Annotated in this window: 11 protein-coding genes; 7 read left to right on the top strand and 4 right to left on the bottom strand. The window is 43.3% G+C overall.

All coding sequences use genetic code 11. The annotated features are described in order from the left end of the window. Positions 1-334: 334 nt before the first annotated feature. The 5 genes from HC965_RS19870 (at position 335) to HC965_RS19850 (ending at position 4,360) form a co-directional block, all read left to right on the top strand. Complete coding sequence (locus HC965_RS19870) at positions 335-649, top strand: hypothetical protein (RefSeq protein ID WP_022138754.1); 315 nt, start codon at positions 335-337, stop codon at positions 647-649. A gap of 11 nt (positions 650-660) precedes the next feature. Continuing rightward, positions 661-951: a cell division protein ZapA gene (locus tag HC965_RS19865; protein ID WP_022138753.1), complete on the top strand. Its 291-nt coding sequence runs from the start codon at positions 661-663 to the stop codon at positions 949-951. Positions 952-1,069: 118 nt separating this feature from the next. Beyond that, entirely contained in the window at positions 1,070-2,605 is a 1,536-nt protein-coding gene (gene rny / locus HC965_RS19860) for a ribonuclease Y (protein WP_191033086.1), read from the top strand. 70 nt (positions 2,606-2,675) lie between these two features. Then, positions 2,676-3,425: a copper homeostasis protein CutC gene (locus HC965_RS19855; RefSeq protein ID WP_191033085.1), complete on the top strand. Its 750-nt coding sequence runs from the start codon at positions 2,676-2,678 to the stop codon at positions 3,423-3,425. An 11-nt stretch (positions 3,426-3,436) separates the two neighbouring features. Next, positions 3,437-4,360, top strand: a complete 924-nt coding sequence (locus HC965_RS19850) for a hypothetical protein (RefSeq protein WP_191033084.1) — start codon at positions 3,437-3,439, stop codon at positions 4,358-4,360. Positions 4,361-4,501: 141 nt separating this feature from the next. Here HC965_RS19850 and HC965_RS19845 read toward each other — a convergent pair whose 3' ends face one another. The 4 genes from HC965_RS19845 to HC965_RS19830 all read right to left on the bottom strand — a co-directional run bounded on the left by HC965_RS19845 (position 4,502) and on the right by HC965_RS19830 (position 9,477). Next, positions 4,502-5,716, bottom strand: coding sequence for a sodium ion-translocating decarboxylase subunit beta (locus tag HC965_RS19845; RefSeq protein ID WP_191033083.1), 1,215 nt, complete (start codon positions 5,714-5,716; stop codon positions 4,502-4,504). Positions 5,717-5,730: 14 nt separating this feature from the next. Further along, the gene (locus tag HC965_RS19840; protein ID WP_191033082.1) at positions 5,731-6,162 is read right to left on the bottom strand and encodes a LapA family protein; all 432 of its coding nucleotides are present in this window, start codon (positions 6,160-6,162) and stop codon (positions 5,731-5,733) included. Positions 6,163-6,289: 127 nt separating this feature from the next. Beyond that, a complete protein-coding gene (locus HC965_RS19835) occupies positions 6,290-6,670 on the bottom strand; it encodes a hypothetical protein (RefSeq protein WP_223854954.1) in 381 nt (126 codons plus the stop codon). Between the two features lie 119 nt (positions 6,671-6,789). Next, positions 6,790-9,477 carry a transglutaminase domain-containing protein gene (locus HC965_RS19830; RefSeq protein ID WP_191033081.1) on the bottom strand — a complete coding sequence of 896 codons (2,688 nt, stop codon included), beginning with the start codon at positions 9,475-9,477 and terminating at the stop codon, positions 6,790-6,792. A 299-nt stretch (positions 9,478-9,776) separates the two neighbouring features. Between HC965_RS19830 and HC965_RS19825 the strand changes: the two genes are divergently transcribed. Together HC965_RS19825 and HC965_RS19820 are read left to right on the top strand one after the other, a co-directional pair. After that, positions 9,777-9,914, top strand: a complete 138-nt coding sequence (locus HC965_RS19825) for a hypothetical protein (RefSeq protein WP_191033080.1) — start codon at positions 9,777-9,779, stop codon at positions 9,912-9,914. 99 nt (positions 9,915-10,013) lie between these two features. Beyond that, complete coding sequence (locus tag HC965_RS19820) at positions 10,014-14,003, top strand: hybrid sensor histidine kinase/response regulator transcription factor (RefSeq protein ID WP_191033079.1); 3,990 nt, start codon at positions 10,014-10,016, stop codon at positions 14,001-14,003. Positions 14,004-14,186: the final 183 nt, after the last annotated feature.

The following is a 14,186-nucleotide window of genomic DNA, read 5'->3' as shown; positions in this document are numbered from 1 at the left end:
ATACGTTTTATGTAAACTTCTCTTATTTTCGACTGTTTTAGAGGATAAGTTACTGATTACAAGCGCTGTGACATTTTTGTTTCTCCCCGTATAAAACTTAAAATAGAAACAAAAATGTCACAAAGAATTTTAGCTCTTTACCTACTTATATATACTAAAGGGAAACTTTGAGAAAAGAAAACTCCGACAATTATGCACTTTTCACAGGCTCTCTTCAAAACATTTGTCGTATCCTCATTTTCTCCCTTCTTTCCCCTGCCAATCCGCTAATTTGCGCTAAAATGAACATTTTATCCCGAAAAGTTTTTGTAATATCAGAGTTAATCGTATTTTTGTGTACAATTTTGGTGTAGTGATGACAGAAGAAGAAAAAAAGTTATTGAATACCTTTGAGACGCAGCTACGGCATTTGATTTATTTGCACGATGAATTAAAGCGTGAAAATGCGGAGCTGAAGAAACTTCTCGATATTGAAAAATTAAAAAATGAGAAGGTACAGGCTCAATACGACGAATTGGAAGTCAACTACACAAACCTAAAAACAGCTACGGCAATCAGCCTTAACGGCAGCGACGTAAAAGAGACGAAGCTGCGATTGTCTAAATTAGTGCGTGAAGTCGATAAATGCATCGCTTTGTTGAATGAATAAGAAGAAGATGTATGAACGATAAAATAAAGATAAACCTGCAGATAGCAGACTCAAACTACCCGTTAACCATCAACCGTGAGGAAGAAGAAATGGTACGGGAAGCCGCCAAGCAGGTAAATATCAGGCTTAATAAGTACCGGGAAGTTTACAAGAACCTCGAACCGGAAAAGATTATTGCCATGGTAGCCTATCAGTTCTCGTTAGAGAGACTGCAATTATTGCAACGTAATGATACCAGCCCCTATACGGAGAAGGTAAAAGAACTAAATGAATTGCTGGAAGATTATTTCAAAGAGGAATAAACCCGACCGGCTATTCGCTGATAAGAGAAAAACAACCACGCACTGCACAATATCCGAGCAAGAACCTGCTTAGATATTTGGCGGTGCGTTTTTATTTATATATTAAATTAAATGTAGAATGATAGCAATAATAGCAACAGCAATTGCTTGCTTCATCGTAGGTGGAGTCTTTTCATACATACTATTCCGGTATGCATTGAAGTCCAGATACGAGAATGTCCTGAAAGAAGCAGAGACGGAAGCGGAAGTAATTAAGAAAAACAAGCTGCTGGAAGTGAAGGAGAAATTCCTGAACAAGAAAGCTGATCTTGAAAAGGAGGTAGCTCTGCGGAATCAGAAGATTCAACAGGCGGAAAACAAACTGAAACAACGCGAAATGGTGCTCGGACAGCGCCAGGAAGAAATCCAACGCAAGAAGATGGAAGCCGAAGCTGTCAAAGAGAACCTGGAAGCGCAACTGGTGATTGTCGATAAGAAGAAAGAAGAACTGGATAAACTGCAACAGCAGGAAATTGACAAGTTGGAAGCAATCTCCGGACTGTCTGCCGATGAAGCAAAAGAACGTTTGGTGGAATCCCTGAAAGAGGAAGCTAAAACACAGGCTCAGTCATTCATCAACGACATCATGGATGATGCCAAGCTAACTGCCAACAAGGAAGCAAAACGTATTGTCGTTCAGTCTATCCAACGGGTAGCTACGGAAACTGCCATCGAAAACTCTGTTACGGTATTCCATATCGAATCTGACGAAATCAAAGGACGTATTATCGGACGTGAAGGACGTAATATCCGTGCACTCGAAGCAGCCACAGGTGTTGAAATCGTTGTAGACGATACTCCTGAAGCTATCGTGCTTTCAGCTTTCGACCCGGTTCGCCGTGAAATTGCACGTTTGGCACTGCATCAGCTTGTTACCGACGGACGTATTCATCCGGCACGTATCGAGGAAGTAGTAGCTAAGGTACGCAAACAGGTAGAGGAAGAAATCATCGAAACAGGTAAACGTACTACAATCGACCTTGGTATCCACGGTCTGCATCCTGAATTGATCCGTATTATCGGTAAGATGAAATATCGTTCTTCTTATGGTCAGAACTTGTTGCAACATGCTCGTGAAACAGCCAATCTTTGTGCCGTGATGGCATCGGAACTGGGACTGAATCCGAAGAAAGCAAAACGCGCAGGTTTGCTGCATGATATAGGTAAAGTGCCTGATGAAGAACCGGAATTGCCACACGCATTGCTGGGTATGAAGCTCGCAGAGAAATATAAGGAAAAACCGGATATCTGCAACGCTATCGGTGCTCACCATGACGAAACGGAAATGACCAGTTTGCTGGCTCCTATCGTACAGGTATGTGACGCTATTTCAGGTGCACGTCCGGGCGCACGCCGCGAAATCGTTGAGGCTTATATCAAGCGCTTGAATGACCTCGAACAATTGGCTATGGCTTATCCGGGTGTAACAAAAACGTATGCAATCCAGGCAGGACGCGAACTCCGCGTAATCGTTGGTGCGGATAAGATTGATGATAAGCAGACTGAAAACCTGTCAGGCGAAATCGCCAAGAAGATTCAGGATGAGATGACTTATCCGGGACAGGTGAAGATTACCGTAATCCGTGAGACACGTGCGGTTAGCTTCGCTAAGTAAGACCAAAGACTTAAAAAAGAATACAAAGATAGAGGGGCGAAGCAATTCGCCCTTTTTTAATATCACAGCTATGAGAAAATATCAATTCGAGATTTGTGCCAACTCGGTAGAAAGTTGCCTGGCGGCGCAGGAAGGAAACGCAGATCGTGTGGAACTATGCGCCGGAATACCGGAGGGTGGAACAACACCGTCCTATGGAGAGATTGCTATTGCAAGAGAAGTATTAAGCAATACTCGTTTGCATGTAATTATCCGCCCACGTGGAGGAGATTTTCTCTATTCGGATATTGAAATCAGGACGATGCTGAAGGATATTGAAATTGCCCGAAGCTTAGGAGCAGACGGAGTTGTATTCGGCTGTCTGACAGCAAAAGGTGAAATAGACTTTGCCACAATGCAGGTACTTATGGAAGCTTCCAAAGGATTATCGGTCACTTTTCACCGGGCATTTGATGTATGCTGCAATCCGCAGAAAGCCTTGGAACAACTAATAGAGTTAGGATGCAACCGTATTCTGACTTCCGGCCAGCAACCTACGGCTGAACAGGGAATCCCCCTATTGAAAGAATTGCAGAAACAGGCAGCCGGGAGAATCACGTTACTTGCCGGATGCGGAGTAAATGAAAAAAATATCGCCCGCATTGCCGCAGAAACCGACATAAATGAGTTTCATTTCTCCGCACGAGAGAGTATCAAGAGCGAAATGGAATATAAGAATGAAGCCGTTTCAATGGGAGGAACAGTACATATCAATGAATACGAGCACAATGTGACTTCTGTAAAGAGAGTGCAAGAGACTATTTATGCCTTACAAAAATAAATATTCCAATAATGAATAATAGAAAAACACTATTTCTCGTCTTCTTTCTCGCATTGATTACGAGCAGTTGCAAGCAAAAAGCAAAAGTGACCGCAATGTCACAAACTCAAACTGATACGCTTTCAACACAACTGACATACGGTGGCACATATACATTCGGAGGAAATTCTGAGGGTGACCCGAATGGCATAGCATATATTTACCCTGAAAATGACAGCACCCTGTTATTCTATTTGAATATCAGTAAAGGAGCGCCATCCTACAACTGCGGGGAAATAGATGGCCGCATAACCGTAAAAGACGGAAGAGCCACTTTCCGACAAGATTTCGATTACGGTGATGATGACTGTCTGTTATATTTTGAATTCACGTATAATGCGGTGACTATCATCGAAGATGAAAAGGATTGCCAATGTGGTTTCGGAGGCGGAGTATACATAAACGACATATTCCAACGAACGAATTCGGAAATTCCTCAATATTACACGACGCTCTCCAATGATACAATCTTCTTCGCCCAATGGCAAACGATAAATGATAACAGTATACAAGAAAATGATGAGACTATCATCAGAGAAGAAGACTTGGCAAATGATGATGTTAACTTTCTTATAGACTCTGACTGGGAAGGCCTGACATACGAGCAATATCAAGAAGATGATGGTTATACCACTATTCAGAAATATAATTTCCCCGGTGCCACCATGCAACAGGTATATGCCATAGCAAAGCAGATAGATACGCATCTAAAAAATGAGTTGCCTGACAAAGACCTGAAATATACAGAAGATGATGGGAATATAACTCTTACTTATCAATATAAAACTCCTGATAATCTTCATATAGAGTTAGAATATCCGGGAGGAACTACCTATATGGATATTATTAAAAAAGAGAGCAGTACGCTGGCTAAAATTACATTCGCAGCTGATTAAGTCATCAACCCAAAAGCAGCTTTTTATCTTGCTATAAATAAGAAATGGTGAACAAAAGGATTTCAGACCTTTTTATTCACCATTTCTCTTTTTACATCATTCATAAGCCCTGTCTAAAAACAGCACTCAATATTCCTTAATTTATAAATAAGGTATGATTGTGATATAAATACCTGTGATAATGGCCGAGGTGATTACGCCGGATATATTAGCTCCCAAGGCATCGCCTAAAACGAATGAGTCCGGATTGTCCTTGCTGACAATCTTCTGAGCTACTTTTGCAGTAGTAGGCACACAGCTAACAGCGGCAATACCAATCACCGGATTATAGTTTCCCTTTTTGATAAAGTACATGATATAACCGCCCAAGATTCCACCGATACCGGAAAGCAACAAAGCTACGATACCCAAAACCAATAATTTAAGAATCTTCGGATCAAGCAATAAGTGTGCGTCGCAAAGTACGCCCAACAATACCCCTAACATAAAGGTAGAACCATAAAGCAACGGGCCGCTTACAAAATCATAAATATGCTTCATACCGGATTCACGGACGGCAACTCCGAGGAACAAGGAGAAGAATAAAGGCGAAGCAACCGGGAACAGGAAACAAAGAACGGCACAAAGAATAGCGGAGAAGGCTAGCTTTACTTTTGCATCATAGTTTTTCGGGGCTTTCTTCGTTACCATTTTGATGGCACGGAGACGTTTGGGAACCAGAAGTTTTACCAGGTAAGGATAGCCACCGTATGTTAATCCTAAGTAAAGATAAGCAACTACCGTGATAGGGACAAACAGATGTTTTGCCAAAGCCAGTGAAGTAAACAGCACCATCGGACCATCGGCACCGCCTACCATAGCTACAGAGGCACTTTCTTTCAAAGTCAGTCCGAGAGCGGCGGCGATAGGCACTGTCAGGAAAGTTCCCAGTTCTGCACACAGTGCAAGGAAGATACTCGCAAATGGTTTCTGAAGCAGGAAGCCGACATCAAGGAGTGTCCCGATGCCCATAAAAACAAAACAAGCTATCAGTCCGTTACTGAACGTAAGCGTGTAGACAGGTTGCAGGAAGTCTATCTGCATCGTATTCATCAATGCGTCCGTATCTGAAAGCATCGGGTCGAGAAAAAGGTTACCCAGTGTACCATCGGGCATTATCAGTGTTCCGCAATTGATAGCTACCATTCCCAGCCCCATTGGAATCATAACCATAGGTTCGAGTACGCCTTTCCAGCCTAAATAGATAAGTAACAAACCGAGAATTACCAAAAAGATTCTGGCAGAAGCGAGGAACCAACCGCTTGCCATCATTGTACCAATGCCTTGAAATAAGGTCGCAAAATCTATATTTTCCATAATGAATGTCTTTTTTATTGTTTGTCTGAAGCTGATTTCTTGGAGTTTTTCTTGTTGATATGTGCTCGTTCTTCCTCTTTAAGAAAGAATTCGCGGGTATCCCGTGGATAATAATAATCCATCAGGTTTTCGTCCGAAGCACCCGGACTCACACCATGATAATAACCCGCATAACCGGTAAAGTTACGGTTGATACCACGGCTGAAGTCTTCACGGTAATCTCCCATGGATTCTTCCGCATCAAGCGGTATCTGCCTGACGAGTTTTTCCACTTTCTGACGATGTTGCCGCCAGCGATGCAGACGAAGTAACTCCAATCGGTGGGAACTGTAAAAGTCGAATGAATCGGCAGCATAAGCAATTAACTTAATCACTGCCGCAACGAAAAAGCCTATGAGAAAGGTCAACCCCATCATAGCCAACGTAGATAGTAATAAATGAATCATAGTAGTATAAAAAAACAGGTTGTATAATCATTGATGCACAAACACGACATGCCCGGAAATGAATATTATCCGGACTTATAAAACATATTTGCGCAAATTCCCAGGAATAGTTATGGCAAAAGAAAGGCTAAATTAAGATATGTGCCAAGGTATAAATGTAGTACCTATTAGAATATTTCAGATAATTAGTGTCGGAAAGAAGAATTTTCCTTTTGTCTTCGGGCAAACGGAAAGAGCGGGAACTTAATAACTGGACAATGACAGGAATATCATTAAACTTCAATGTCCTGACGGGAGTTATGTTTCGTGGAAGTGAGAAGGTAGTCAGGATTCCTAAGGAATGGCTCTCTTCCGGGGTTGAAGAGAATGTCGTAGTAGCGACTGCGTCATTCTCCACAGAGATTACGGTTGTTTCCCGAAATCCCCGGACATCTTCTTCATAGGTAGACAGACTACCTCCAATAAGTAAGAATGCAAGTGACAGTATGCACAAAAGATACTTTATCATAACTCTCTACAAACGTAACAATTAATTCGCATAAAAGTGCGCTCCATACAGAGAATTAACGATTATTGCATCCTGTCACACTGCATTACTACTTTCTGTTCCTTCTTTATCTGTTCTTTCTACAATCCGTGAATGGTTTTCATCAGTTGCTCGCCCAGGCCGATGGTATATCCTTGAGAAACAAAGACTACACGGTTGAATGTATCGGCAATGATGAACATGGGCAGAATATTCTGATTGGAGAGATTCATGGATTTAGCAATTTGCTGCTGAATACTATTATTCATATCTATGCCATAAGTAATGGTAGACGGCAACCCCTGAAACTCTGTAGGATGGAACTTCTTATATTGTTCTTCAGACGGGAAAAGGAAGACCATTTTCCGACCCCATTTCTCGAACTCACCGCCTAAAGCGGCTATATCCCGCAATGCATGATTAGTAGGCTCCTGCCCTACTCCCAGCACACCCACCACAAAATAACCTCTTCCACAAGTTTGAAGAAGGCTCTGCGTTGCAGATGAGTTGTCACCCGATACAGGAATATACAGTGATTCCGAGTTGAAATTTCCAATCACCTGTACCTGTTCGTCACTTTCCCTCATTACCAAATCAATGGTTGTCGTCTTGTCCGGTTCTATGGTAAAGAAGGTTACTTTGGAGAGCACCGCACCGCTTGCCATACGCGTTCCGGTGACCAGCATATAATAACCGGCATCCAGTGGAGTGCCATTCTTCAACAGATTTGACCATGTAGTACCTGCGCCCATATCGGCATCCCCTTCGTCATAGTTCAACAACTGGAATACACCGTCCTTGAATTTGGAAAGAGTAAAATGGGAATAATACTTCGGGTCGGGTAACGAACGAATTGGCTTGTAAGTGGCACGCAGCAGTCCGGTAGCAGCCTGTACCGGAGTACTTTCCGCAAAATCCACATCTATAGTATGTCCTTCTTTATTCACATACTGTACTTTTCCCGTCACCTTATCTATTTGGGCAGGTATGCCGAAAGTACGAGCCATTGCCACAAAGAAAATATCACGCGACTTTTCATCGGCAACACGAGCTTGCCATACTCCTACCGGAGAAATAGGGATACGTTGGGAATTCAGTTCATTGTTAATCTTAATCTCTTTCTTACACCATTCAACCAAACTGGACGGTTCTTCCACAAAAGATTCCACCTCTTTTTGTGAAAAGGCGCTCATGAAAAAGCACCGGTAAGCAGTCAACATTTCATTTTCTACACGCGGATTGACCAGTTCCGCACTGGCCTGTGCTCCCAACTTTTGATAATCAGGAGTTTCAATTAAATAATCCATCAAGTCAATCAGTTGTACATCCCGCCAGTCTTTGGCAGAAAGTTGTTGTAGCAATGCCAAAGCGAACCCTTCTTTCTTATCCACAGCAGCCAGTTCCATAAAAACAAGCAACGTTTTATAGTTTCCCCGGGAAGCAACCAGCATCTTTATCATTTTCTCCTTATCTTCATTGCTGAGGTTAAATTTGGCAAGTGCATCTTTCGCACGTTCTTCAGTCATCATAGTTGCCACATAAGCATTGCGAATGGAATCTTCCTTAGCCAGCCGGAAATCATTTTCCTTGCGTTGTTCCGGAGTTACTTCGGGCAGGTTCGCTCCTTCCGCGGGTGGAACAATGTCCAAATCGAATGCATAGGCTTCCCCCTCTTTCTTATCCAAAGCAAGAACCAGCTTATCATCTTTGCCAAAAGACAGTTTACCATAACCGAATTTACCATCTTTGGAAACCCATACCAACATATCTCCTTTTCCGGCTGTCAACGAAGCCTGACCGTCCGCACCGGTATATTTAGTGGCAACCGTATAAAACTCGGCGTAATTATAAACTTTGAAATCTACCTTCGCATCGGTGACAGGCTGACCGTCAGCATCAGTCACCATGACTACCGCCTTTCCCGTAGGCGCATAATTATCTATCACATTAATCTCAGTATAATTCGGAGTCTCAAGCATAATCTCCTCCGGCCCGTTATAACGACCGAATACTTTTGTATGCATCAACATTCCACGACTTGCGGGCGCATTGAACCAACCGAGGTTCAGCACCGGTTCGGGTTCACAAGCACCAAAGAAATACCACTTGCCATCTGCCCAGGCTTCTACCCAGGCATGATTATCATCCGTATGCGCCCAACGGGGAGTATATACCTGACGGGCAGGAATCCCGACTGAACGTAAGGCGGCAACAGTAAAAGTAGACTCTTCCCCGCAACGTCCATAAGCCGTTTTCACCGAAGCCAGCGGCGAACTGGTACGAGCATCACTCGGACGATATACCACTTTCTCATGACACCAGTGATTTACCTCTAAAATCGCATCCTTCATCGAAAGACCTTTCACCCGTTCCTTCAGTTCTCTATAAAACACTTCCCGGGATTCATCCAGATTCTCATTATTCACACGGACAGGCAGTACAAAATGCCGGAATAACTCATCGGTAATAGTCTTTCCCCAAGGCATTTCACGACGGGCTTGCTCGGAAAGGCGAATATTTCTCAGGTAGTAGTCGCCGGGATAATCTGCTATATCCCCTATCGGCATATATGCATACAGAAACATCAGCGCTTCGCGTTCGGAGAGACTCAAACTATCCCCCGAAAGGATGGCAAACAGATTTCCATCGGGAAGAGCCTGTTGTTTTTGCTCAAAATCTTGAAGTACCTGGTTACGATAAGCTTCTTCTTTCAGAAAATGGGATTCACTGCATGAAAATAATAGTACAGAGAAAAACGGGACAAGTAAAAGACGGACGAGTGTTTTCATATTTATGTGTTAATTAAATAAACGATAGTCAAATAAATATGCATACCAAAGTACACATTCACAAAATTACAAGTTTTTTTCTGAAAGACGGCACAAGTAGCTGTAAATGTATGTAATAGGTTTGTAACATCTACCGTGTTCGAACCTCTCTTAAAAAGAAAAATCAGAATTAAAAGAAGATTTTTATGTTTTACAGCATATAATTCAAAAACATTTTGTACCTTTGCAGTGTTAATAAAGAAAACAAGATGTAAAACCGCTCTTCAAAACGTGGAGGGCAAAAAAAGAGGAAACAAATTATGAAAAAGAATGCAAATGAAAAAATTATGATGTTACAGTACCGTATTAAACGCTATCAAGCAATGGGAAATGGTACTATGTGTCAAACCTTGAACGGTCAACTTCAAAAACTGCTGTCACAGCAGGTTACCATGTAAATAAACACACTAATTATATGAATTTGGGCGAGGAACTTTCGAGTATCCTCGCTTTTTTTATACTTTTGTAGCTGAATAGATATTGCAATCCTGTCTGCTATGAAAACAAAAAGCATTTTATGCGCCATCATCAGTCTGCTTCTTCCAGTCTTCTTGATGGAGAGTGCAGCTAGAACTCCTTATTATTATTTCCGTACGCTGGACATTAAAGATGGACTTTCACACAATTCGGTGAACGCCATTCTGCAAGACCGGCAAGGCTTCATGTGGTTTGGCACGAAAGACGGGCTCAACCAGTATGACGGCATTGTATTCCGTACCTTCCAAAAGGAGAACTCTTCACTGGGCAACAACTTCATCACAGCCCTACATGAGGATGCGGAAGGAAATATTTGGGTAGGGACAGACGCAGGTGTCTATATCTATAATCCCCAATTAGAAAAGTTCACTCCATTCGACATCTCCATCGAAGGCATCGGCGGGACTATCAGCCGTACCATAACGTGGATAGACTCCGACCCGCAAAAAGATATTTGGATTTCATCCGACTCCCAGGGGCTCTTTCATTACAATAAAAAAGAAAACAGCCTGAAAGAGTGTTCTTCCAAAATAGGTAAAAGGGCACACAACATCACCCGCTTTTGGTTCGAAGACAACGAGTTGTGGGCTAGTTGCTACGAAGACAACCTGTATCGCTCGGAAGATACGAACCAATTTACTGTCTTCCGGGATGCAGAAGGCGGTGAACCCTTCAAAGGAGATATTATCACTACCTACGTCAAGGGGTTGCGCAACTGTATTTATATAGGTTCGTCCAACGGCCTGGCGGAAATTAACCTGACTACCCGCAAAGTACGCCGTTTATTAACCGACTATGTACGCAGCATCTGCCTGCGTTCGGATACGGAATTGTGGATAGGTACGGAACAAGGTGTCTACATCTACAATCTGGAAACGAATAAATACATCCATCTCACCACCTCGGAGTCCGAAGACCGTTACGCATTGGCCGATAATGCCATCTATACCATCTTCAAAGACCGTGAAGATGGTATGTGGATAGGTTCTTACTTCGGCGGCCTCAACTATTATCCTTATCAATATACCTATTTCGAGAAGTATTATCCACGAGATGGTATGCGGTATTTGGGACATCGCATACGCGAATTCTGCGGAAGTAATGACGATACGATTTGGTTCGGCACGGAAGATAAGGGATTATTTCATTTCAGCCCTACGGACGGAACGATTACCCCTTTCCATCATCCTGCCTTGTACCACAACATTCACGGATTATGCATAGATGATAACTACCTGTGGGTAGGTACTTTTGCCGGCGGACTGAACCGCATCGACCTTCACAACCGGGAATTGCGGCATTACAGTAAAGGTGAAGCAGCCAATACACTGAATGCCGATAACATATTTTCCATCTGCAAAAGCAGCACCAACAACTTGTGGATAGGAACGACTTCCGGCCTGATGCGCTATAATCGAAAAACAGACGACTTCACGCGTATCCCCGAAATGAACAATATCTTCGTATATGACATATTGGAAGACAGCTACGGTAAACTTTGGCTGGCAACCTACTCTGACGGCGTATTCTGCTACACCCCATCGAAAAACCAATGGAAACAATACACTCAAAAGTCCGGTAATATAAACTCTCTACCTTATAATAAGGTAATAAGTATATTCGAGGACAGCCACAAGCAACTTTGGTTCATGACACAAGGAGCGGGATTTTGCCGCTTACGCCCCGAAACGGATGATTTCGTGCGCTACGACATGTCACAAGGCTTCCCCGGAAACACCGTATATAAAATGCTGGAAGACGATAACGGACTGTTATGGCTCACCACCAACAAAGGACTGGTATCTTTCCATCCCGAAACGGACACGAAGCATCTATACACTACCGCGAACGGCTTATTAAGCAACCAATTCAATTACCAGTCGGGATACAAAGACAAGAGGGGAACGCTCTATTTGGGCAGTGTCAATGGATTTGTCTCTTTCAATCCTACCACATTTACCGTGAGCAAGCAAATTTCTCCGTTGGTACTAACCGACTTCCGGCAGTTCAACAAACGGTTGCCGATAGGCGAGGAAAACTCGCCCCTGTCAGAAAGCATCACTACCTCGGAAGCCATCGAACTGAATGCCGACCAAAATACTTTTTCCCTGCGTGCGGCAGTACTGAACTATCAGGCGCCCATGTCGAACACAATCCTCTATAAACTCGAAGGATTCGACAAAGAGTGGTACTCTACCAACGACATCAATACCAGTATCAGTTACTCCAATCTGCCCTACGGCAGCTATACACTGCGCGTGCGCGGCGCCAACAGTGACGGTGTCTGGAATCCACAGGAACGATTGCTGAAAATACAAGTGAACCCGCCTTTCTATCTGTCATGGGCTGCATATATCATTTATTTCCTGCTGCTGACAGCAACTGTCACTTTCATAATCCGCTACTTCCGCAAGCGTAACCACCGCAAGCACCAGCAAGCCATGGAAATATTGAAGTATGAAAAGGAACGCGAACTCTATACCTCAAAAATAAACTTCTTCACCAACGTAGCTCACGAGATACGTACACCGCTAACGCTCATCAAAAGTCCGTTGGAACACGTCCTGGTTTCCGACCACGTGAACGATGCCATCAAAGAAGACCTGGAAATAATGGACTTGAACACCAACCGCCTGCTCGACCTGGTGAACCAACTGCTCGATTTCCGAAAGACCGAAACCAAAGGTTTCCACCTTAATTTTATGAACTACAATCTTTCCGAAATCCTCCAAAAAACTTATAAACGCTTCATCTCCCTGGCGCGTGACAAGAATTTCGAGTTTACTATCGACATTGCTGAGAATCTATATGCGGCCGTTGACAAGGAAGGATTCACAAAGATAGTCAGTAATCTTTTCACTAATGCCATCAAATATGGCAAGAGCCGTATTCACGTCGAAATGAAGCCGGCAGAGAAGGACGACACCCTGCAACTCTCCGTCACAAACGACGGTGAAATCGTTCCGGCTACGATGCGTGAGGAAATATTCAAACCCTTTATACAGTACAAAGGAAACAGCTCATACCAAGTGCCGGGAACGGGTATCGGACTGGCTTTGGCACGTTCGCTCGCAGAACTGCATGGCGGAGAACTTACGATGGACGATGCATTGGACTGCAACCGTTTCATCCTGACATTGCCGTTACGCCAAGAGCAGACACTCCAACTAATGACAGCCGAACCGGAGAAAGCAGAGACAGAAAAAGAAGAAACCACCACTTCCGACAAATCACCCAATCTCACTACTTCTCCCCAATTCCGCTACACCTTGCTGGTAGTGGAAGATAATATGGAAATGAATAAGTTCCTCGTCAAACAGCTTTCCGAATCTTACAAGGTACTGACTGCCAACAATGGCGTGGAAGCATTGAAAATATTGCAGGAATCCATCGTCAACCTGATTGTATCCGACGTGATGATGCCCGAAATGGATGGTTTGGAGCTATGCAATACGGTAAAGACTGAATTGGATTACAGCCATATCCCCATTATCCTGCTCACCGCCAAGACTACTTTGCAGTCCAAGATAGACGGCCTGCAAGCCGGTGCGGATGCCTATGTGGAGAAACCGTTCTCTATGGAATATCTGAAAGTAAGTATCTCCAGTCTGCTCAAGAACCGGGAGCAACTGCAAGCCACCTTTATGCACGCCCCCTTCGTTCCTACCAATAATATAGCCATCAGCAAAGCGGACGAAGAATTTCTGAAGAAACTGAATGCTCTCGTCCAAGCCAATATGCAGAACCCCGAGTTCAGCCTGATAGATATGGCAGACCAGTTATTTATGGGACGTTCCAGTCTGAACCGTAAAATCAAGGGACTTCTCAACGTAACCCCCAACGACTATCTCCGCATAGAGCGTCTGAAAAAAGCCGCCCGACTATTGAAAGAGGAAAATTGTAAAATCAACGAAGTGTGTTACATGGTAGGCTTCAACACGCCTTCCTATTTTACGAAATGTTTCCAAAAGCAATTCGGAGTATTGCCCAAAGATTTCACCACCATATAATCCGTCCTATAACAAAAGGCTCACAAAATAGAACAATCCTTCCATCCGGCTTCAGATACTCTCTAAAGTGGATTTTTGAGCGTATTGTTCTATATTTTGCATTTATTGTTCTAGCCTGCAACGTCTATTTCACATAGCTTTGTGGTGCTAAAAACAAATTTGTCAAAGCCAATAATGTTGAAT

The sequence above is a fragment of the Bacteroides sp. GM023 genome (assembly GCF_014750685.1).
GTDB lineage: Bacteria > Bacteroidota > Bacteroidia > Bacteroidales > Bacteroidaceae > Bacteroides.
This window is presented reverse-complemented; position numbering and strand designations above follow the sequence as displayed.

What these genes read in the sequence shown, in the direction of transcription:
- HC965_RS19840 (WP_191033082.1), bottom strand. Translation starts at nt 6,162, where the DNA reads ATGATTCATTTATTACTATCTACGTTGGCTATGATGGGGTTGACCTTT.
- rny (WP_191033086.1), top strand. Translation starts at nt 1,070, where the DNA reads ATGATAGCAATAATAGCAACAGCAATTGCTTGCTTCATCGTAGGTGGA.
- HC965_RS19830 (WP_191033081.1), bottom strand. Translation starts at nt 9,477, where the DNA reads ATGAAAACACTCGTCCGTCTTTTACTTGTCCCGTTTTTCTCTGTACTA.
- HC965_RS19865 (WP_022138753.1), top strand. Translation starts at nt 661, where the DNA reads ATGAACGATAAAATAAAGATAAACCTGCAGATAGCAGACTCAAACTAC.
- HC965_RS19855 (WP_191033085.1), top strand. Translation starts at nt 2,676, where the DNA reads ATGAGAAAATATCAATTCGAGATTTGTGCCAACTCGGTAGAAAGTTGC.
- HC965_RS19825 (WP_191033080.1), top strand. Translation starts at nt 9,777, where the DNA reads ATGAAAAAGAATGCAAATGAAAAAATTATGATGTTACAGTACCGTATT.
- HC965_RS19820 (WP_191033079.1), top strand. Translation starts at nt 10,014, where the DNA reads ATGAAAACAAAAAGCATTTTATGCGCCATCATCAGTCTGCTTCTTCCA.
- HC965_RS19845 (WP_191033083.1), bottom strand. Translation starts at nt 5,716, where the DNA reads ATGGAAAATATAGATTTTGCGACCTTATTTCAAGGCATTGGTACAATG.
- HC965_RS19850 (WP_191033084.1), top strand. Translation starts at nt 3,437, where the DNA reads ATGAATAATAGAAAAACACTATTTCTCGTCTTCTTTCTCGCATTGATT.
- HC965_RS19835 (WP_223854954.1), bottom strand. Translation starts at nt 6,670, where the DNA reads ATGATAAAGTATCTTTTGTGCATACTGTCACTTGCATTCTTACTTATT.